This window comes from Pseudomonas sp. GP01-A4 (assembly GCF_058780865.1).
Map to the genome: position 1 here is coordinate 39,253 of NZ_JBYSWF010000012.1, position 19,954 is coordinate 59,206.

Genomic DNA, 19,954 nt, shown 5'->3' on the forward strand with positions numbered 1-19,954 from the left:
ACCATGGCAGGCTCGCGGCACTCTCTGGGCTTGCCATGGATTCCGGTAACTTTCATGTTCAAAGACCTGCTGCTCGCCCTCGCCAGTACCACCGTTCTGCTGACGGGTTCGGCTTACGCTGATGAACCGTCCGACGGCGCTTCCCTGGTGTTGCTGACGGAAAACTTCCCGCCGTACAACATGGCGAAAAACGGCAAGAACTTCGCCAAGGAAGAGAACATCGAAGGCATTGCCGTGGACATCGTCCGCGAGACGTTCCAGCGTGCCGGTATTTCCTACAACCTGACCCTGCGGTTCCCTTGGGACCGGATCTACAAACTCGCCCTGGAAAAACCCGGTTACGGCGTGTTCGTGATGGCGCGCTTGCCGGACCGTGAGGCGCTGTTCAAATGGGTCGGCCCCATCGGCCCGGACGATTGGGTGCTGCTGGCCAAGGCTGACAGCAAGATCCAGCTGAGCGACCTTGAGCAGGCGCGGCGCTACAAGATCGGCGCCTACAAGGGCGACGCCATCGCCGAGAGCCTGGAGAAGCAGGGGCTCAAGCCGGTGATCGTGTTGCGGGATCAGGACAACGCGAAAAAGCTGGTGGATGGCCAGATCGACCTGTGGGCCACCGGGGACCCGGCGGGCCGTTATCTGGCACGCCAGGTCGGGGTGACCGGGCTCAAGACTGTGTTGCGTTTCAACAGCGCGGAGCTGTACCTGGCGCTGAACAAAAACGTGCCGGATGACGTAGTGGCGAAACTCCAGGCGGCCCTCGATCAGTTACGGCAGGAGGGTGTCGTCGATGAAATCATGGGGCGTTATCTCTAGGTTGTTTTCTGTGGGCTCGGGCACCTCTTCTGGTACTTCCTCTGGCTCCTCAACAGCAGTAACCGCCGCTTCAGGTTGCAGCAGCTCGCTGAAGTAGACGTTATCTCCGCTGGCATAGGTCAGGGTTGGCCCGAGCTGGCTGCCGTCAGCCCGCAATAGCTCGTATCGGCTTTTGACCAGGTAGGCAGCGATGGATTTATTCGCCGGGATGTAAGCCATCACATCCGCCACGCCCTCCCGTTCCCAGCCTTGTGCGGTCAAGCCCGTATGCGTGAAGTCGCGATTGAGGTTGGCACTGATACTCAACGGATGCCGGGGTGCCCAGGCAGCCTTTATATCTAGGCCGGTCAAGGAGCGCAGGCCCATGGAGAAGTCACTGATCTCTCCTTTTGCGAATACCCAACTGAAGGTTTGGCTTGCTGGCGTGGTGTTTTGACCGCTGGCCACCAAGCTGTACTGGTCGATTCTTTTCAACCGATATACCGGGCAGGTTTGCAGTTTTTCCAGGGGCGTCAGGGTCGGGTCGTTCACGGTAAACCAGGGCAGTTCGCACACATGAATGCCCTCTGTTACCTGCTCCGGCATCGTGCGTCCTGGTGCCATTTCGGGTGAAAGTGGCGGCAAATCTTCGGAGTGAAGCGCAAGGTCCAGCCGCAGGGCGTGCACCGGGCTTTGCCTGGTTGGCTTGGCATAGCCCTCGGCGCCGGTAAAGGTGCCCGGTGCCAGGTAGGCTTGGCCAGGAGCTGCTTGCGACGGGGAGACACCCCAGGCGCTGAAGTCCCGGTGGGCGCCGCTGCCTTGGTCGCTCCAGATCAACTGGTCGACATAGGCCTGAGTCACCAGGTCTTCTCTGACACAGCGGATGGTATTGCGTGGTGGTTTGTCGTTACCGAGGCCACAGACCAGCCCCATCGCCACATAACCTTCTGGAGCGGTGGGCCGCCAGATTGAGAAATTGGCGCGCGCCCTTGGTCCCGAGTGTTCCCAGACTCTCTCGAAGTCGACGGGGGGACGCAAGGCGGTGCCATTCTCCCGGTCAACTTCGCTGACAACAGCGACGATGTTCAGTTGATTGATGTTGTGGTAGCCCGCCACCGCCACATCACCCAGCGGGACGAAGTTGCCCAGCGCGTCGGAGGATGTGCTCGGGCGCCAGAAGGTCACGGGTTTCTCGGCGCGAGTGCCTTTGTCGTTCCATACAGGAACGAACTCGGTGGTGAAGTTGATCAGCAGGTCTTTGTATTGCAGTGAGTTCATCTACAGACTCTCCAGTGGATACGAAGATCCACTATCGAAGAGTCCGCTCGGTCAGGCGCGGTAGCTATATAGCACTAGCGGTAAGTGCCGTTTTTTCCGTGGCCGGCCATGGCCTGGTTGCTGCGCAGGCTGATCATCAACTTGATGTCGATCCACTCGACGCCCTGGGCCTTGAGCTTGGGCAGCTCACGTTCGAGTACCGCCAGGGTCTGTGGATAAGGGTGGCCGATCATCACCGCCGACCCCTGTTTGTGGGCCAGCTTGATCGCGGTCTGCAGCTGGGTGGTGATGGCCGCTTCGGTGCGTTCGTCGTCGAGGAACACATCCCGCGAGACGCTGGCCAGGCCAATCTTTTGCGCCTCGGCGGCGGCGACGGTTTTAGCGCTGGTGCGGCTGTCGACGAAGAACTTGTGGCGTCGTTGCAGCTCACCCATCAACCAGGCCATGGCCTCCGGCTGGGCGGTCATGCGGCTGCCCATGTGGTTGTTGATGCCGGCGGTGTAGGGCACGGCCTTGAAGGCCGCGTCCAGGCGTTTGCCCAGCTCTTCGATAGGCAGGTCGGGGTGCCAGGCGAACGGGCCGGTGGCCGGGTCCATGGGCATGTGCAGGATAACGATCTTGCCGGCCTTGTGGGCTTCGCGGGCGAATTCGGCGGCGTGGGGTGTGTCGGGCATGATCGCCGTGGTCACCGGGCCGGGCAGGGCGAGCACACGACGATCCCGGGGCAGGTTTTGCCCAAGGTCGTCGATGATCAGGGTCAGGTAGGCTTTGTGTTCAGCGGGGGCTGCACTGGCGGGGTTGCCTTGGGCGACACCCGCCAGACAGCACAGCAAAGCGATGATCAGTCCACGGCGCATATCAACGGCTGCGCGTAATGCTCAGGCCCTTGAGCAGGCTCAGCGCCTGGGCCAACTGATAATCGTCGTCCTGCGGCATCGGTTTGGCTTTCGAGCCGCTGCCGGTCGGCTGGTCGGCGCCGCCGTTGCCATTGCCCAGGTGGCCTTGCAGGTCCGCTTCCTTGTAGAACTCGCTGTCGGCTTCGTTGGTGATCTTGGCCTTGCGCACTTCGATGTCCGGCACGATGCCCTGGGCCTGGATCGAGCGACCGTTCGGCGTGTAGTACAGCGCCGTGGTGATCTTCAAGGCACGCTCGTTGTTCAGCGGCAGCACGGTTTGCACCGAGCCTTTGCCGAAGCTGGTGGTGCCCATCAGCACGCCGCGTTTCTGGTCTTGCAGGGCGCCGGCGACGATTTCCGAAGCCGAGGCGCTGCCGCCGTTGATCAGCACAACCATCGGCACGCCTTCGCTGAGGTCGTTGCCGGTGGCCGAGAAGCGCAGCTCGGAGTTGGCGATACGGCCCTTGGTGTAGACGATCAGGCCCTTGGTGATGAAGTGGTCGACCACCTCCACCGCTGCCTGCAACACGCCGCCCGGGTTGTTGCGCAGGTCGAGCACGATGCCGCTGAGTTTCTTGCCGTTGTCTTTGCGCAGCTTGGCGAGGGCCTTGGCCACTTCGTCGCCGGTCTTGACCTGGAACTGGGTGATACGGATGTAGCCGTAGCCCGACTCCAGCAGCTGGCTCTTCACGCTCTTGACCGTGATGGTGGCGCGGGTCAGGGTCACGTCGAACGGCGTGCCGCCGTCGCGCACCAGGGTCAGGGTGATTTTCTGGCCGATCTTGCCGCGCATCTTGTCGACGGCTTCGGTCATGGTCTGGCCGCGGGTCGGCTGGCCGTTGATCTTGACGATAAAGTCACCGGCCTGGATGCCGGCCTTGGACGCAGGGGTGTCATCGATCGGCGAAACGACCTTGATGTTGCCGTCGTCGGCGCCGACTTCAATGCCCAGGCCACCGAATTCACCACTGGTGCTCTCCTGCAGCTCGGCGAAATCTTCCGGGCCCAGGTAGGCGGAGTGCGGGTCAAGGTTGCTGAGCATGCCCTTGATGGCATTTTCCAGCAGGGTCTTGTCGTCCACAGGTTCGACATAAGCGGCCTTGATCCGGTCCATGACCTCGGCAAAGGTGCGCAACTCGTCCAGCGGCAGCGGGGCCTTGGTGGTCGCGGCCGTGGCCGACTGGGCGGTCTGGTCGGCGAATGCCAAAGGCGCGCCGATCACCAGAGCGATCGTCAGGGCCAGCGATGTGAGGCGGGACAAATGCAGCATGTCGAACGAACTCCTAATGTAGATGCGACCCTTATCCTTGGGTACGGCACCATTGTGCCGGGTCGCTCGGGCGGCCCTGCTGACGAATAGCGAAGTACAGCGCCGGGGTGTCCTGGCCACCACTGTTACCGACAGTGGAGATGGATTCACCGGCTTTTACAACATCACCTGCCGCTTTAAGCAAAGTTTGATTGTGGCCGTAAAGGCTCAAATAGCCATTACCGTGGTCAAGAATCACCAACAAACCTGCGCCACGCAGCCAATCGGCGAATACCACACGGCCGCCGTGGATAGCGTGGACCTGGGTGCCGGCACCGGCACTGATCATCACACCGTCCCACTTGGCGCGGGTGTCATCGCCACGGGTTTCACCAAAGCGTGCCAGTAATCGACCATCAACTGGCCATGGAAGTTTGCCCCGAGCTGAAGCAAAAGGTCCGCCGAAGGATTCGCCGGCGCTGGAAACCAGCGGGCCAGGTGCTGCACGCGCCGGTTTACGCGGGGCCGGGGCGTCGGTAGTGGCGCTGGCGACTGCCTCGGCGGCTTCACGCTCGCGCTTTTTTTCGGCTTCCTGCTGGGCAAGCAGCGCTTTTTGCCGCGCCTGCTCTGCCTCACGGGCCTGGCGCGCCAGGGTTTCCTCGATGGTTTTCAGGACTTTGCCCAGGTCGGCCTGGTCTTGCTCGCGGGCCTGGAGCTTGGCGTCACGGGCCTTCACGTCGTCATTCAGCTTGGCCAGCGCCTGCTGGCGCTCCTTGCGGACCTTGTCCAGCTCGTCGCGCTGGCTGTCGAGGGCGGTTTTCTGGTCGAGCAGCTGCGCCTGCTGGTTGGCGATTTCCTGCTCGACGTTGGCCAACTGGCGCAGGGTCTCGTTGAAGCTTTTCAGTTGCTCCAGGCGGGCCTTGCTCAGGTAGTCGTAATAGGTAAGGGTGCGGGCGAATTTTTCCGGGTTCTGCTGGTTGAGCAGCAGCTTGAGGTATTCCTGGCGGCCGTTCTGGTAAGCGGCGCGGGCCTGGATCGCGATCAGGCGTTGCTGTTCAACGCGGGCGCTCTGGAGTTTTTTTTTCTCAGCGTCGAGTCGCTCCAGTTCCGACTCGCTTTTCTTTAGTTCTTTTTGCAGCTCCTGGACCTGCTTCTCCAGCTTGCCCATCTCGGTTTCCGTGCCGCGCAGGTCTTTCTGCACGCCGGACTTCTCTTCCTGGAGCTTGCCGAGCAGCTTCTTCAGCTCGGTAATGTCCTGACGCGTAGCGTCCAACTGTTGTTGGGTTTGTGCGCGCTCATCGGCAAACGCCGGTTGGAGCAGGCAGACAAGAGCAAGGGTAATCAAGGCGCGAAGCATAGAGGCGGGCGACACCAGGGAAAGGGACGGCCTAGTATGCCCGCCAAGCGCTGCAAAAAAAACGCCCAATTCGGCTTGGCAGGCAAGTTAGGTGCCCAGTGGCCGCATTCTGCAAGCAATTGTGGGCAAGTCCCATAGCCCTTTGAAGGCGACGAGCGGTTGAGAGCGTCGTGTCGTGATTCTGCAGTTGTTTTGTGTGCTTCGCGAAATGCCTTGAAATGCTCCACCCTGACGGTGCATTTGCGCTCGGAATAGACTCTTCGGCCCTGTTAATCCGACGGTCGGCATAGTCAGTAATGCCTTGTATTCACGAGTCAAAAGGCCAGCATACGTGGCTTGATTATGGGCTTCCCGACCTTCGTAGTCTGGATCGGGCCTTGCGAGCGCGTCCACTTGAGGAAGTGGCCGCCGGCAACGATGTCGAAGCGGCCATCGATATAGTCGCAATGCATTTTGGCATTGCCCATTCGAGCTGTTCGGAAGTGGAAGTTGCCTCGCCTTTGGGGCAAATAGCGATCAGGCGTAGCTGTCTGCAGCACATTGTTGAAAAGCGGCAGGACGCCAGAGAGCGTTATGTCAGGTTCGCCTTGGACACATTGACGGGGCCTCTGGAAATATGGCGTGTTGCTTATAGCGATTGCTCCGCTCGTTTAGCATTCATTGGGGCTTATGAATCCAGGAGGCAGATGCTGGTGGTGGTCAATATTCAGGCTGGCAATGTGCTGTGGAACTTCATGCAGACAGATGCCAAGGCCTTGAACAAGCATCGTCATGGTGAGTTGCTCTACAAGCGTTACGAGCTTTTGTGACGCCCAAAGAAAAGGGCAGCTCTTTCGAACTGCCCTAAGTAGTGCTTGCTTGATATTCATATACACACCCTCAAGCAGGGGTGTGGAGGTCTCACCCTACGCGGATATCCAGCCATCTGCGGGGTTCCTACGCCAGTTATCGCCGCTGGAGGCAACTGGTTTCGCGCTCAAGTCCATTATTGACGGGCTGCCTGTTTTGAGCAACCCCTGAACTGTGTCAGACCAGAATCGAAGTGCCAGTCATCTCTTTCGGCTTCTCCAGCCCCATCAGCATCAACATGGTCGGTGCCACGTCGGCCAGCACGCCGCCATCACGTACTTTAAAGTCACGTTTGCCGACGTAGATGAATGGCACCGGCTCGGTGGTGTGGGCGGTGTGGGCCTGGCCGGTGGATTCGTCGGACATTTGCTCGCAGTTGCCGTGGTCAGCGGTGATCAGCGCTTCGCCGCCCACCTTTTCCAGCGCGTCGACGATGCGGCCGACGCACAGGTCCAGGCATTCCACGGCTTTTACCGCCGCTTCCAGGTTGCCGCTGTGGCCCACCATGTCACCGTTGGCGTAGTTGACCACGATCACGTCGTAGCGCTGGTGTTCGATGGCGTCGACGATCTTGTCCGTGACTTCCGGGGCACTCATCTCCGGCTGCAGGTCGTAGGTGGCGACTTTCGGCGACGGGATCAGGATGCGTTCTTCACCCGGGAACGGTTCTTCACGACCGCCGGAGAAGAAGAAGGTCACGTGGGCGTACTTCTCGGTTTCGGCAATGCGCAGTTGGGTCTTGCCGTTTTTCGCCAGGTAATCCCCCAGCACGTTTTCCAGGCTGCCCGGGGCGAATGCCGACGGGGCCGGGATGTTGGCGGCGTATTGGGTCAGCATCACGAATTCGACTTTCGGCTGGCGGGCGCGCTCGAAGTCCTTGAAGCCGGCATCGACGAATACGTGGCTCAGCTCGCGGGCACGGTCGGCGCGGAAGTTCATGAACACCACGGCGTCGCCATCTTCGACCTTGACCGGTTCGCCGATGGTGGTGGCCTTGACGAATTCGTCACTCTCGCCACGGGCGTAGGCGGCCTCCAGGCCTTCCTGGGCGGTGGTGGCGTTGAATTCGGCCTGGCCGTCGACGATCAGGTTGTAGGCCTGTGCCACGCGGTCCCAGCGGTTGTCGCGGTCCATGGCGAAGTAGCGGCCGACCAGGCTGGCGATGCGGCCTTTGCCGAGGGTCTTGAAGGTTTCATCCAACAGTTCGATGGAGGACTGGGCGCTTTTCGGCGGGGTGTCGCGGCCGTCGAGGAACGCGTGCAGGTAGATCTTCTCGGCGCCGCGCTTGAAGGCCAGTTCGGCCATGGCGATCAGGTGGTCCTGGTGGCTGTGGACGCCGCCGTCCGACAGCAGGCCCATGAAGTGCACGGCCTTGCCGGCCTTGACCGCTTTATCCACTGCCGCGCAGATGTTTGGGTTCTCGAAAAACTCACCGTCGCGGATCGCTTTGGTCACGCGGGTGAAGTCTTGATAGACCACTCGTCCGGCACCGAGATTCATATGGCCGACTTCCGAGTTGCCCATTTGGCCGTCCGGCAGGCCAACATCCATGCCCGAGCCCGAGATCAGGCCGTTCGGAACGGTAGCGCTCAGACGGTCCAGTACTGGCTTGCTGGCCGAGTACACGGCGTTGTCGTGGTGGCTTTCACTGTGTCCGAAGCCATCGAGAATTATCAGGACCAAAGGTTTAGGCGTAGTAGTCATAGATCCTCTCGCGGCGGTAATGAATGAAGGGAATAGAAAAGGGAGTGGCAGTTTAAAGCGAAGTTCCGACCACGTCACCGCTTTACGGGGGTTGGCCGACCATGACGGCTGTGTATACTTACCGCCATTTTAACGCCCTGGAACCTCCTTGATGGTTGATCACCTGATTGCATTTGCCACTACCCACTATTTGCTCGCTGGTGCGTTCGTCGTACTGCTGGCGCTGCTGATCGCTCACGAATTGAGCCGCGGTGGCCGCAGCCTCAGCACGTCCGAGCTGACCGCCCTGGTCAACAAGGATGAGGCCGTAGTGGTGGACATTCGTCCCGCCAAGGATTTCGCCGCCGGTCACATTGTCGGCGCGCTGAACATTCCCCAGGACAAACTGATTTCGCGCCTGGCCGAGCTGGAAAAGCACAAGGCCAAGACCATTATCCTGGTCGACGCCCAGGGCCAGCACTCCGGCACCCACGCCCGCGAGATGCTGAAAACCGGCTTCAACGCCGCCAAACTGTCGGGTGGTATTTCCAGCTGGCGTGGCGATAACCTGCCGCTGGTGAAGTGATATGAGCCAGGTTGTCGTTTATTCCAGCGATTATTGCCCTTATTGCATGCGGGCCAAGGCCCTGCTTGTGAAAAAGGGCGTTGTCTTCGAAGAGATCAAGGTTGATGGCAAGCCCCAGGTGCGCGCCGAGATGACCAAGAAAGCGGGACGCACGTCCGTGCCGCAGATCTGGATCGGTGACAAGCATGTCGGTGGTTGCGATGACCTGTTCGCACTCGAGCGCGCCGGTAAACTGGATGCGCTGCTTCACGTCTGACTCCTAACCCCTAAAAGACCCCAAGATCACGAAGGATCTGCGATGACTGACCAACAGAACACCGAAGCGGCAGCAGAAGAAGCTCAAGGCCCACAATTTTCCCTGCAGCGTATTTACGTGCGTGACTTGTCGTTCGAAGCGCCGAAAAGCCCGGCCATCTTCCGTCAGGAATGGACCCCGAGCGTTGCGCTGGACCTGAACACCCGTCAGAAGGCCCTGGAAGGTGACTTCCACGAGGTCGTGCTGACCCTGTCGGTCACCGTCAAGAACGGCGAAGAAGTGGCCTTCATTGCTGAAGTGCAACAGGCCGGTATCTTCCTGATCCAGGGCCTGGACGAAGCGTCCATGAGTCACACCCTGGGCGCGTTTTGCCCGAACATTCTGTTCCCGTATGCCCGTGAGACCCTGGACAGCCTGGTCACCCGTGGCTCGTTCCCGGCGCTGATGCTGGCCCCGGTGAACTTCGATGCCCTGTATGCGCAAGAGCTGCAGCGCATGCAACAGGAAGGCTCGCCAACGGTTCAGTAAGCTGTTCTGAGCAACGACGCCGATCCAATGTGGGAGCGGGCTTGCTCGCGAATGCGGTACTTCAGTCGATATCTTCGTTGACTGGCACTCCGCCTTCGCGAGCAAGCCCGCTCCCACATTCGTTATGCAGTGTTACTTGAACCCCAGTTGCCGCCAACCTTCGTAAACCGCGACGGCCACGGTGTTGGACAGGTTCAGGCTGCGGCAGCCTTCGCGCATCGGGAGGCGCAGGCGGTGGCCGTCGGGCAGGGCGTCGAGCACGTCTGCCGGCAGGCCGCGGCTTTCCGGGCCGAACAGGAAGGCGTCGCCTTCGGCAAAGCTGGCATCATGAAACGGCCGCGAACCCTTGGTGGTAAACGCGAACAACCGTGGGTGGTTCAGGCTTTCCAGGCAGCTGGCAAGGTCGGCGTGGCGTTGCAGGGTGGCGTACTCGTGGTAGTCCAGCCCGGCGCGGCGCAGGCGCTTGTCGTCCATGTCGAAACCCAAGGGCTCGATCAAATGCAGGTGGCAGCCACTGTTGGCGCACAGCCTGATAACGTTGCCGGTATTCGGCGGAATTTCTGGTTGAAAAAGGATGACGTGAAACATGCACGGCTCCGAAGGCAAAGATGCGCTGCATTCTACCCCTGAAGAAGACCCCAGGCCGAAGCTATTGCCACGGGTTTTAGGCTCGTTGGCGATTGTCGGCTTGATGGTAGGCCTGATGATCGGCCGGCTGACCACGCCAGACCCGGTTGAGCTGCAGCAGGTAGAGCCCGCCGCCGATGGCCTGGTGGTGTGGTTCAACAGCGAACCCAAGCTGCACGGCGAGCATATCGACGGCACCGTGGCGCTGCTGTTCGATGCGCTTGGCAAGGCCCAGGGCGGCCAATTGAAGGTCAATGACAAGGATGTGAACTGGCGCGTACGCAAGACCGATGGCGGCTTGCTGCTGAACCTGGTGGCGGCTCGGCCGTTGCGCGGGGAGTGGTCGGGAGAGAAGGCCGATGGACGCTGGCGGGTGGAGATCCATCTCCAGGAGCAATAAAAGAGGGAATCCCCGGCCTGCCTGTACCAAGGTTCCCAAAACGGGCTGGGGCTATGGGCGCGTTGCCTCATAAGCCCCGGGTGTAAAGAAGGGAGTTCCCGGCCTGCCTGTACCAGGGCTCCCAAAACGGGGTGAAGCCAAAGGCTTCGGTGTTAAAGAGGGAATCCCCGGCCTGCCTGTACCGAGGTTCCCGAAACGGGTGTGGGGCGCGACGCGATCCGCATCAAGCACCCCGGGTGTTAAAGAGGGGATTCTCGGCCTGCCTGTACCAAGGTCCCCGAAACTGGGTAGTAACAGGGTTATTGCAGGGCGCGTGCCAGAATTGCGAAGTGGCGCCAAAAAATTTCTTCAGAAAGCGCAAAGCCCCGGAATACGGGGCTTTGGCTTTTTTGGGTTTTAATATTTTCTTAACAAGGCATGGGTTTCAGGCGTTGGATAAGTGCGCGATGCCGGTTCGTGGTGCATTGAAGCGGTGCACGGTCGTTAGTCTGGTACAAAACAAATGTGGGAGCTGGCTTGCCTGCGATGGCGCTGTGTCAGTCGATAAATCCAGTGACTGACACAGCGCCATCGCGGGCAAGCCCGGCTCCCACATTAGATCTTCAGTGGATCAGGGATTAGTGATCAGGCCTCATCACCTTCATCATCATCCCCACCGTCGACCTTCATCCCCAGCTCCTTGATCTTGCGTGTCAGCGTATTGCGGCCCCAGCCCAGCAGCACGGCGGCGTCGCGACGACGTCCAGCGGTATGCTTGAGGGCGGTTTCGATCATGATCCGCTCGAAAGCCGGCACGGCGCTGTCCAGCAGGTTCGACTGGCCACGTGCCAGGGCCTGGTCGGCCCATTGGCGCAGTGCCTGCTCCCAGTTGGTCACCGGTGCCGAATCCTGCGGCAGGCTCAGCAGCTCAGGCGGCAGGTCGCTGATATGCACTTCGCGCCCCGAAGCCATCACCGTGATCCAGCGGCAGGTGTTCTCCAGCTGACGCACGTTGCCCGGCCATGGCAGGTTCTTCAGGTATTCCTCGGTCTCGCTTTTCAGCAGCTTCGGCTCGACGGCCAGCTCCTGGGCGGCGCGGCTGAGGAAGTGACGGGCCAGGGTCGGGATGTCCTCGCGACGGTCCGACATTCGTGGGATGTGGATGCGGATCACGTTCAGGCGGTGGAACAAGTCTTCACGGAATTTCCCGGCGTGCACCAGGGTTTCCAGGTTCTGGTGCGTCGCCGCGATGATACGTACGTCGACCTTGACCGGCGTGTGCCCGCCTACCCGATAAAACTCGCCGTCGGCCAGGACCCGCAGCAAGCGCGTCTGGGTGTCGGCCGGCATGTCGCCGATTTCATCGAGGAACAGCGTGCCGCCGTCGGCCTGTTCAAAACGGCCACGGCGCAGGTTGGCTGCGCCGGTGAACGCGCCTTTTTCATGGCCGAACAGTTCCGATTCCATCAAGTCTTTCGGGATCGCCGCCATGTTCAGCGCAATGAACGGCGACGCCGCCCGTGGGCTGTGACGGTGCAGGGCGTGAGCCACCAGCTCTTTACCGGTACCCGACTCGCCGTTGATCAGCACGGTGATGTTGGAGTGGCTCAAACGCCCGATGGCGCGAAACACTTCCTGCATCGCCGGCGCTTCGCCGATGATTTCCGGGGTACGGGTCAGGGCCGGCGGGGCTTCCTGGTTCTGCTGTTCCTGGGCGTGCTGGTTGGCGCGTTTTACCAGCGCCACCGCTTCGTCCACGTCGAACGGTTTTGGCAGGTATTCAAAGGCGCCGCCCTGATAGGACGCGACAGCGCTGTCCAGGTCCGAGTGCGCGGTCATGATGATCACCGGCAGGCGCGGGTGCTGCTCGCGAATCCGCGCCAGCAAGTCCAGGCCACTGGCGCCGGGCATGCGGATGTCGGAGATGATCACATCGGGCTGCTGGCGAGCCAGGCGGCTCATCACCCCGTCGGCGCTGTCGAAGCTCTGGGTGGTCATGCCTTCCTGTTGCAAGGCTTTCTCCAGGACCCAGCGGATAGAACGGTCGTCATCGACGATCCAGACAGTTTCACTACGGCTCATGTCGATGGGGCTCCTTGTTCCAGTGGCAGAAAGATCGAGAAGGTGGTGTGACCGGGATGGCTCTCACATTCGATCAAACCCTGGTGCTGGCTGATGATGTTCTGGGTAATGGCCAGGCCGAGCCCGGTACCGTCCGGGCGGCCGCTGACCATTGGGAAAAAGATGGTTTCCTGCAGTTCTGCAGGGATGCCGGGGCCGTTGTCGATGATCTCGACCTTGGTTACCAGGCGATGGCGCACGTGGCCAATGGTGAACTGGCGCAGGGCACGGGTGCGCAGGCTGATGCGCCCCAGGCGCAGCTCGTTCTGGCTGCTGATGGCCTGCATGGCGTTACGCACGATATTGAGCACCGCCTGGATCATCTGCTCGCGGTCGATCAATACGTCGGGAATGCTCGGGTCGTAGTCGCGCACCAAGGTGATGCAGCCCTGGCTTTCGGCCTCCACCAACTGGCAAACCCGCTCCAGCACTTCGTGCACGTTGGTCATTGCCAGCGACGGCAGCTTGTTGGAGCCGAGCATGCGGTCTACCAGGTTACGCAGGCGGTCGGCTTCCTCGATGATGACGTTGGTGTAATCCTTGAGGTTCTCGTCCGGCAGCTCGCGGGCCAGCAGCTGTGCGGCACCGCGAATCCCGCCCAGGGGGTTCTTGATCTCATGGGCCAGGCCGCGCACCAGCATCTTGCTGGTTTCCTGCTTGGACAGCTGCGCCTCTTCCTTGGTGATGCGCAGCAGGCGATCGCGGGGATGCACCTCCAGCAGCAGCAAGGTGGCGCCGTGGCTGAGGATCGGTGTAACCGCGTAGTCGACGGTGAGGGTCTGGCCGGTGAGGGCGGTGAGCATCGCTTCGCGCTTGGTGAACGGGTGCGCCTGCTCCACGGCCTGGCGCAACGAGCTCAAGGCCTCGGCCGACTCAGTGAACAGCTCACTGATGAATTGCCCATGGCTGCGCTGCCCGCTGATGGCCAGCAGCATCTCCGCCGCCGGGTTCATGTACTCAAGGCGCAGTTCGTCATTGAGCAGAATGGTCGCGGTGGTCAGGTTGTCGAGTAACAGGCGGTGCAGTGCGTCGCTGATGGTCATTAGGACCTCTTTTGGAGCAAGGCGCGGGCTTGAGGCACACGCTGATACAAGGAAAATGCAAAAACCAAACCAAAGCTCCGAAAAGAAGCGTTAAAGCCCTGAAATGGGGGCTTAAGGCGCGAAACTGTGGCGTTCTGCCAGCTTGGACGGGAAGTTTCGAACCAAAATGGGTTGCGTAAGTGGGAAGGGTGCAGCGTATCGCACCAATATAGTGCGGTTTTGAAAAGTCTGTTCAGGAAGCTGGTGGCAGCGACTGATTGGCTGAATGGGTCGGATCTAAATTGTGGGAGCGGGCTTGCTCGCGAAGGCGGCGTGTCAGTCATGCATATATCAACTGACACACCGCCATGCGAGCAAGCCCGCTCCCACATTTTGATGGCGTTCGCAATTTTAGATTTTATAGAGGCACAGCTCGGCGGTGGCGCGGATCATTGCCAGTTGGTGCAGCGCGTCTTTGGCAGGTGCGTGATTGGCCTGGGCCAGCCATTGCGGGCATTGCGGGTTGGTGCGCTCCGGGGTGAAGTCCGCCAGCTGTTGCAGCAGGCGTTTTTGCAGCAGGTCCAGTTTAGGGCGGATCTGGCCGACCAGATCCGGGCGTGGGTCATTCGGCGCCTTGCCTTGCAGCTGCCAGTCGGAAAGGTGGGCGTACTGCACCAGTTTGTTCGCCTCGATCTGGGCCGAGAAAAACTGCTCGGCCTGTGCCGGTGCCAGTTTGTAGCTCGGCGCCTGGGCGACGACGCTGGCGATCACGTCCTGCTCCCGTGGGCGGTCTTCGACGGGCTTGTGGCTGTCCCATTTGCTCAGGGCCACCTGGTCGGCAATCGCCAGGCGTTCGGCAATGCTGTCGAGCAGCGGGGCGAGGGTGGGTGGTGCTGCGAATACATTGGCGCTGATGGCCAGCAAGATGAACCCAATTTTGAGTTTCAAGGCAGATCCCTCTTCTGTAGGGGCGAGCTTGCTCGCGAAGGTCGTTAACGATAACGCGTAAGTATTGAAGAAATGCGGTGCCTTTGAATTTTTCGCGGGCAAGCCGGCTCCCACAGGGTTTTGCGGGCAAAAAAAAGACCTCCCAAAGGAGGCCTTTTTCATCACGCCGCGTTACGCAGCGCTACCGGATCAGCAGCTGTAGTACAGCTCGTATTCCAGTGGGTGTACGAAGGTGCGGACCTTGATTTCTTCTTCGCTTTTCAGGGCGATGTAGGCATCGATAAAGTCGTCGCTGAACACGCCGCCTTTGGTCAGGAACGCACGGCCCTTGTCCAGCTCTTCCAGGGCTTCTTTCAGGCTGCCGCATACTTGTGGGATCTCTTTGGCCTCTTCAGGCGGCAGGTCGTACAAGTTTTTGTCGGCGGCGTCGCCAGGGTGGATCTTGTTCTGGATACCGTCCAGGCCGGCCATGACCAGGGCAGCGAAGGCCAGGTACGGGTTGGCTGCCGGATCCGGGAAACGGGCTTCGATACGGCGAGCGCGAGGGCTGGACACGTAAGGAATACGGATCGAAGCGGAACGGTTGCGAGCCGAGTAGGCCAGCATTACCGGAGCTTCGAAACCTGGGACCAGACGCTTGTAGGAGTTGGTCGATGGGTTGGTGAAGCCGTTCAGGGCCTTACCGTGCTTGATGATACCGCCGATGAAGTACAGGGCAGTGTCGGACAGGCCGGCATAACCTTCGCCAGCGAAGGTGTTCTTGCCTTCTTTGGCGATGGACAGGTGAACGTGCATACCCGAACCGTTATCGCCGTACAGAGGCTTAGGCATGAAGGTAGCGGTACGGCCGTAGGCATCAGCCACGTTGTGTACGCAGTACTTCAGGGTCTGAACTTCGTCAGCCTTGGCAACCAGGGTGTTGAACTTCACGCCGATTTCGTTCTGGCCGGCAGTCGCCACTTCGTGGTGGTGAACTTCGATGACCAGGCCCATCTCTTCCATGGCGTTGCACATGGAGGTACGGATTTCGTGGTCGTGGTCGAACGGAGGAACCGGGAAGTAGCCGCCTTTGATACCTGGACGGTGGCCTTTGTTGCCGCCTTCCACGTCCTGGTCGGACATCCACGAACCTTGTTCGGAGAAGATCTTGAACATGGAGCCAGAGATGTCGGACTTGAACTTGACCGAATCAAAGATGAAGAATTCTGGTTCCGGGCCTACGAATACGGTGTCGCCGATACCGGTCGACTTCAGGTATTCCTCGGCACGCTTGGCGATCGCACGTGGGTCACGGTCGTAGCCCTGCATGGTCGAAGGCTCGATCACGTCGCAGACGATGATCAAGGTTGGGTCTTCGGTGAACGGGTCGAGTACGGCAGTGCTGTCGTCCGGCATCAGGATCATGTCGGAAGCTTCGATGCCTTTCCAGCCGGCAATGGAGGAACCGTCGAACATTTTGCCTTCTTCGAAGAAGGCGTCATCCAGCGCGTCGCGAGCCGGCATGGTCACGTGGTGCTGAGTGCCTTTTGTGTCCGTGAAGCGCAGATCAATCCATTTGACGTCATGATCTTTGATGAGTTGAACCGACTTCGACATAGTGTCCTCCGGGTGGCTTCGGGCTGGGGTAGTGGAGTAGCCCTTAGAATGTGGGTGATGGCGGCGCGAATACTCGACCAAGGCAACCTGCCTCACAAGAGAGCAAATTGCATGCCAGTGCCCCGACATGGGTTTTTTGCCACAAAAACGCCCCTATAAAGGTGCAATCCGCTGAAACGGAAGAAATTGCGCACCGCAATGTAGCGCTTATTTTGGTTTATGACCCGTTTTGGTGCGCGAAAGGTCAGTTGCATATTAACTGGTTAAACCTTGAGCGATTTCCGCTATAATCCGCGCCCCCCTTTTTCGGCTGGGCCTGCGCGCGCTGTTTTCATGAAATTAATCGTTAAAGTCTTCCCCGAGATCACCATCAAGAGCCGACCGGTACGGATGCGTTTCATCCGTCAATTGGCCAAGAACATCCGTGCCGTGCTCCGCGATCTGGACCCGGCTGTGGTGGTGAATGGTGTGTGGGACAATCTCGAGCTGGAAACCCGCCTCACAGACCCCAAGGCCCTGAAGGACATGACCGAGCGCCTGAGCTGCGTGCCGGGCATCGCGCATTTCCTGCAGGTCGACGAGTACCCGCTGGGCGACTTCGACGACATCACCGAAAAGTGCAAGCAGCACTACGGCGATGTGCTGGCAGGCAAGGTGTTTTCAGTGCGTTGCAAACGCGCCGGCAAGCACCCGTTCAGCTCCATGGATGTCGAGAAATATGTGGGCAGCAAGCTGCGTCGCGAGTGCGGCGCTGCCGGAATTTCCCTGAAAGAGCCGCAAATTGAAGTGCGGATGGAAATTCGCGACCAACGGTTGTTTGTGATCCACAGCCAGCACGACAGCATCGGCGGCTACCCGCTGGGTGCCCTGGAACAGACCCTGGTATTGATGTCCGGCGGTTTCGATTCCACTGTCGCGGCCTACCAGATCATGCGCCGCGGGCTGATGAGCCACTTCTGCTTCTTCAACCTGGGCGGGCGTGCACACGAATTGGGCGTGATGGAAGTCGCGCATTACATCTGGAAGAAGTACGGCAGCTCGCAACGGGTGCTGTTTGTCAGCGTACCGTTCGAGGAAGTCCTGGGAGAAATTCTCGGGAAAGTCGATAACAGTCATATGGGCGTAGTATTGAAGCGTATGATGTTACGCGCTGCGTCCCGAATCGCGGATCGGCTGGAAATCGACGCACTGGTCACCGGTGAAGCGATTTCCCAGGTGTCCAGCCAGACCCTGCCGAACCTGTCGTTGATCGACTCTGTGACCGAGAAGCTGGTACTGCGCCCGCTGATCGCCAGTCACAAGCAAGACATCATCGACCTGGCGACCCAGATCGGCACGGCGGATTTCGCCAAGCACATGCCGGAATATTGCGGGGTCATCTCGGTGAACCCCAAGACCCACGCCAAGCGCAACCGCGTGGAGTACGAAGAACAACAGTTCGATATGGCGGTGCTCGAGCGTGCGCTTGAGAACGCCAAGCTGGTGCCGATCGATCGGGTTATCGACGAATTGGGCCAGGATTTGCAGATCGAAGAAGTCAGCGAGGCTCTGGCCGGTCAGATCATCATCGACATCCGTCACCCGGATGCCGCTGAAGACGAGCCGCTGGAAATTGCTGGCATCGACGTACAAACGCTGCCGTTCTATGCATTGAATGCGCGTTTCAAGGAACTGGATGACAGCCGTCAGTACCTGTTGTATTGCGACAAAGGCGTGATGAGTCGCCTGCATGCCCACCATTTGCTCAGTGAGGGGCATGCCAATGTGCGCGTTTATCGACCGAGCTAAGAGCCCGGGGCTGTTTGCCTGTGGCCTGCGTCACCGGCCCCCCGACTCTGCCGTCAAGCTGTAACGGCAAGGCCTGACTCTACTGTTAATCGCTGCCACGACCTGTCAGCACACCGAATCCTCTGATCGAGATACACAAGTGATCGAAAATCTACGCAACATCGCCATCATTGCTCACGTTGACCATGGTAAGACCACCCTGGTAGACAAACTCTTGCGTCAATCCGGCACCCTGGAGCGCAACGAGCTCAACGACGAGCGCGTGATGGACTCCAACGACCAGGAGAAAGAGCGCGGTATTACCATTCTGGCGAAAAACACCGCCATCAACTGGAACGGCTACCACATCAACATCGTGGATACCCCGGGCCACGCCGACTTCGGCGGCGAAGTTGAACGCGTAATGTCGATGGTTGACTCCGTTCTGCTGCTGGTTGACGCTCAAGACGGCCCTATGCCGCAAACCCGTTTCGTGACCAAGAAGGCTTTCGAAGCCGGCCTGCGTCCGATCGTGTGCATCAACAAGGTTGACCGTCCAGGCGCGCGTCCGGACTGGGTTCTGGACCAGATCTTCGACCTGTTCGACAACCTGGGTGCCACCGAAGAACAGCTGGACTTCAAAGTCGTCTACGCCTCGGCCCTGAACGGCATTGCCGGTCTGGAACACACCGACATGGCTGAAGACATGACCCCGCTGTACCAGTCGATCGTCGACAACGTACCGGCTCCGAAAGTTGACCGTGAAGGCCCGTTCCAGATGCAAATCTCGGCACTGGACTACAACAGCTTCCTGGGTGTTATCGGTGTTGGCCGTATCGCTCGTGGTAGCGTCAAGCCGAACACTCCGGTGGTCGCCATCGGCGCCGACGGCAAGAAGCGCAACGGTCGTATCCTGAAGCTGATGGGTCACCACGGCCTGCACCGCATCGACGTTGAAGAAGCGTTTGCCGGTGACATCGTGTGTGTGAGCGGTATGGACTCGCTGTTCATCTCCGACACCCTGTGCCAGCCGGACAACGTCGAGGCGATGAAGCCTCTGACCGTTGACGAGCCAACCGTTTCCATGACCTTCCAGGTAAACGACTCGCCTTTCTGCGGTAAAGAAGGCAAGTTCGTGACTTCCCGTAACATCAAGGAACGTCTGGACAAAGAGCTGCTGTACAACGTTGCTCTGCGCGTTGAAGAAGGCGACTCGGCTGACAAGTTCAAGGTTTCCGGCCGTGGTGAGCTGCACCTCTCGGTACTGATCGAAACCATGCGTCGCGAAGGCTTCGAAATGGGCGTTGGTCGTCCTGAAGTGATCATCCGTCAGGTTGACGGCGTGAAGCAGGAACCGTTTGAAAACGTCACCATCGACACCCCTGAAGAATCCCAGGGCAAGGTCATGGAAGAGATGGGCCTGCGTAAGGGCGACCTGACCAACATGGTGCCGGATGGCAAAGGCCGTGTGCGTCTGGAATACAACATCCCTGCTCGTGGTCTGATCGGTTTCCGTAACCAGTTCCTGACCCTGACCAACGGTGCTGGCATCCTGACCTCGATCTTCGATCGCTACGACACCATGAAGTCCGGCGACATGTCCGGCCGTCAGAACGGTGTTCTGGTATCGGTAGAAACCGGCAAGGCGCTGACCTACTCCCTGGAAACCCTCCAGGCGCGTGGCAAGCTGTTCGTTGAACACGGTCAAGAGATCTACAACGGTCAGATCGTTGGCCTGAACAGCCGTGACAACGACATGGGCGTCAACCCAACCAAAGGCAAGAAGCTCGACAACATGCGTGCTTCGGGTAAAGACGAAACCATCGCTCTGGTTCCACCTGTTCGCTTCACCCTGGAACAGGCTCTGGAATTCATCCAGGACGATGAGCTGTGCGAAGTTACGCCTAAGTCGATCCGCCTGCGTAAGAAGATCCTGGACGAAGGCGAGCGTACCCGCGCTGCCAAGAAAGCCAAGAACTGAGTTAACTCAGGCTGAATGAAAAACGCCCCCGGTCGAAAG

Annotated in this window: 18 protein-coding genes; 8 read left to right on the forward strand and 10 right to left on the reverse strand. The window is 59.7% G+C overall.

All coding sequences use genetic code 11. The annotated features are described in order from the left end of the window. Nucleotides 1–54: 54 nt before the first annotated feature. Nucleotides 55–813: a substrate-binding periplasmic protein gene (locus AC3WKX_RS10065; protein ID WP_003218028.1), complete on the forward strand. Its 759-nt coding sequence runs from the start codon at nt 55–57 to the stop codon at nt 811–813. Here the strand turns inward: AC3WKX_RS10065 and AC3WKX_RS10070 are convergent. The 4 genes from AC3WKX_RS10070 to AC3WKX_RS10085 all read right to left on the reverse strand — a co-directional run bounded on the left by AC3WKX_RS10070 (nt 766) and on the right by AC3WKX_RS10085 (nt 5,572). Beyond that, entirely contained in the window at nt 766–2,070 is a 1,305-nt protein-coding gene (locus AC3WKX_RS10070) for a Vps62-related protein (protein ID WP_102604470.1), read from the reverse strand. The genes AC3WKX_RS10065 and AC3WKX_RS10070 overlap by 48 nt on opposite strands. Before the next feature lie 74 nt (nt 2,071–2,144). Next, nucleotides 2,145–2,927, reverse strand: coding sequence for a divergent polysaccharide deacetylase family protein (locus AC3WKX_RS10075; RefSeq protein ID WP_008435686.1), 783 nt, complete (start codon nt 2,925–2,927; stop codon nt 2,145–2,147). A gap of 1 nt (nt 2,928) precedes the next feature. Next, nucleotides 2,929–4,236 (reverse strand): S41 family peptidase, encoded by a 1,308-nt coding sequence (locus AC3WKX_RS10080; protein ID WP_003218023.1) that lies wholly within the window; start codon nt 4,234–4,236, stop codon nt 2,929–2,931. 31 nt (nt 4,237–4,267) lie between these two features. Then, entirely contained in the window at nt 4,268–5,572 is a 1,305-nt protein-coding gene (locus AC3WKX_RS10085; protein ID WP_102604471.1) for a murein hydrolase activator EnvC family protein, read from the reverse strand. Nucleotides 5,573–5,949: 377 nt separating this feature from the next. On the opposite strand from AC3WKX_RS10085, the gene AC3WKX_RS10090 reads away from it, so the two are divergent. Then, on the forward strand, nt 5,950–6,381 hold the full coding sequence (locus AC3WKX_RS10090) for a PBECR2 nuclease fold domain-containing protein (RefSeq protein ID WP_256344182.1): 432 nt from the start codon (nt 5,950–5,952) through the stop codon (nt 6,379–6,381). A gap of 217 nt (nt 6,382–6,598) precedes the next feature. Here the strand turns inward: AC3WKX_RS10090 and gpmI are convergent, their stop codons facing one another. After that, nucleotides 6,599–8,125, reverse strand: a complete 1,527-nt coding sequence (gene gpmI, locus AC3WKX_RS10095; RefSeq protein WP_102604472.1) for a 2,3-bisphosphoglycerate-independent phosphoglycerate mutase — start codon at nt 8,123–8,125, stop codon at nt 6,599–6,601. Nucleotides 8,126–8,276: 151 nt separating this feature from the next. Between gpmI and AC3WKX_RS10100 the strand changes: the two genes are divergently transcribed. From AC3WKX_RS10100 to secB, 3 genes are read left to right on the forward strand one after another with little or no spacing between them, the layout of a single operon-like run. Next, nucleotides 8,277–8,690: a rhodanese-like domain-containing protein gene (locus tag AC3WKX_RS10100; protein ID WP_003218014.1), complete on the forward strand. Its 414-nt coding sequence runs from the start codon at nt 8,277–8,279 to the stop codon at nt 8,688–8,690. A 1-nt stretch (nt 8,691) separates the two neighbouring features. Further along, nucleotides 8,692–8,946, forward strand: coding sequence for a glutaredoxin 3 (grxC, locus tag AC3WKX_RS10105; protein WP_003218011.1), 255 nt, complete (start codon nt 8,692–8,694; stop codon nt 8,944–8,946). 42 nt (nt 8,947–8,988) lie between these two features. Continuing rightward, a complete protein-coding gene (gene secB / locus AC3WKX_RS10110) occupies nt 8,989–9,474 on the forward strand; it encodes a protein-export chaperone SecB (protein ID WP_003218009.1) in 486 nt (161 codons plus the stop codon). A 132-nt stretch (nt 9,475–9,606) separates the two neighbouring features. Here the strand turns inward: secB and AC3WKX_RS10115 are convergent, their stop codons facing one another. Next, entirely contained in the window at nt 9,607–10,062 is a 456-nt protein-coding gene (locus AC3WKX_RS10115) for a tRNA (cytidine(34)-2'-O)-methyltransferase (RefSeq protein ID WP_003218007.1), read from the reverse strand. On the opposite strand from AC3WKX_RS10115, the gene AC3WKX_RS10120 reads away from it, so the two are divergent. After that, on the forward strand, nt 10,061–10,501 hold the full coding sequence (locus tag AC3WKX_RS10120; protein WP_003218005.1) for a hypothetical protein: 441 nt from the start codon (nt 10,061–10,063) through the stop codon (nt 10,499–10,501). The two genes, AC3WKX_RS10115 and AC3WKX_RS10120, sit on opposite strands and share 2 nt — an antisense overlap. A 624-nt stretch (nt 10,502–11,125) precedes the next feature. On the opposite strand, the gene ntrC is transcribed toward AC3WKX_RS10120, so the two are convergent. The 4 genes from ntrC to glnA form a co-directional block, all read right to left on the reverse strand. Next, nucleotides 11,126–12,562, reverse strand: coding sequence for a nitrogen regulation protein NR(I) (gene ntrC / locus AC3WKX_RS10125; RefSeq protein ID WP_008435682.1), 1,437 nt, complete (start codon nt 12,560–12,562; stop codon nt 11,126–11,128). Next, nucleotides 12,559–13,644: a nitrogen regulation protein NR(II) gene (gene glnL, locus AC3WKX_RS10130; protein WP_003218001.1), complete on the reverse strand. Its 1,086-nt coding sequence runs from the start codon at nt 13,642–13,644 to the stop codon at nt 12,559–12,561. Before glnL ends, ntrC begins: the two co-directional genes overlap by 4 nt. 390 nt (nt 13,645–14,034) lie before the next feature. Beyond that, nucleotides 14,035–14,571, reverse strand: a complete 537-nt coding sequence (locus AC3WKX_RS10135; RefSeq protein ID WP_102367926.1) for a chorismate mutase — start codon at nt 14,569–14,571, stop codon at nt 14,035–14,037. Between the two features lie 189 nt (nt 14,572–14,760). Next, the gene (gene glnA, locus AC3WKX_RS10140; protein ID WP_003217999.1) at nt 14,761–16,167 is read right to left on the reverse strand and encodes a glutamate--ammonia ligase; all 1,407 of its coding nucleotides are present in this window, start codon (nt 16,165–16,167) and stop codon (nt 14,761–14,763) included. Nucleotides 16,168–16,500: 333 nt separating this feature from the next. Here glnA and thiI point away from each other — a divergent pair, with 333 nt between their 5' ends. Both thiI and typA read left to right on the forward strand, forming a co-directional pair. Continuing rightward, nucleotides 16,501–17,955, forward strand: coding sequence for a tRNA uracil 4-sulfurtransferase ThiI (gene thiI / locus AC3WKX_RS10145; RefSeq protein WP_023659343.1), 1,455 nt, complete (start codon nt 16,501–16,503; stop codon nt 17,953–17,955). Between the two features lie 139 nt (nt 17,956–18,094). Then, nucleotides 18,095–19,915 (forward strand): translational GTPase TypA, encoded by a 1,821-nt coding sequence (gene typA, locus AC3WKX_RS10150; protein ID WP_003217997.1) that lies wholly within the window; start codon nt 18,095–18,097, stop codon nt 19,913–19,915. Nucleotides 19,916–19,954 lie beyond the last annotated feature (39 nt).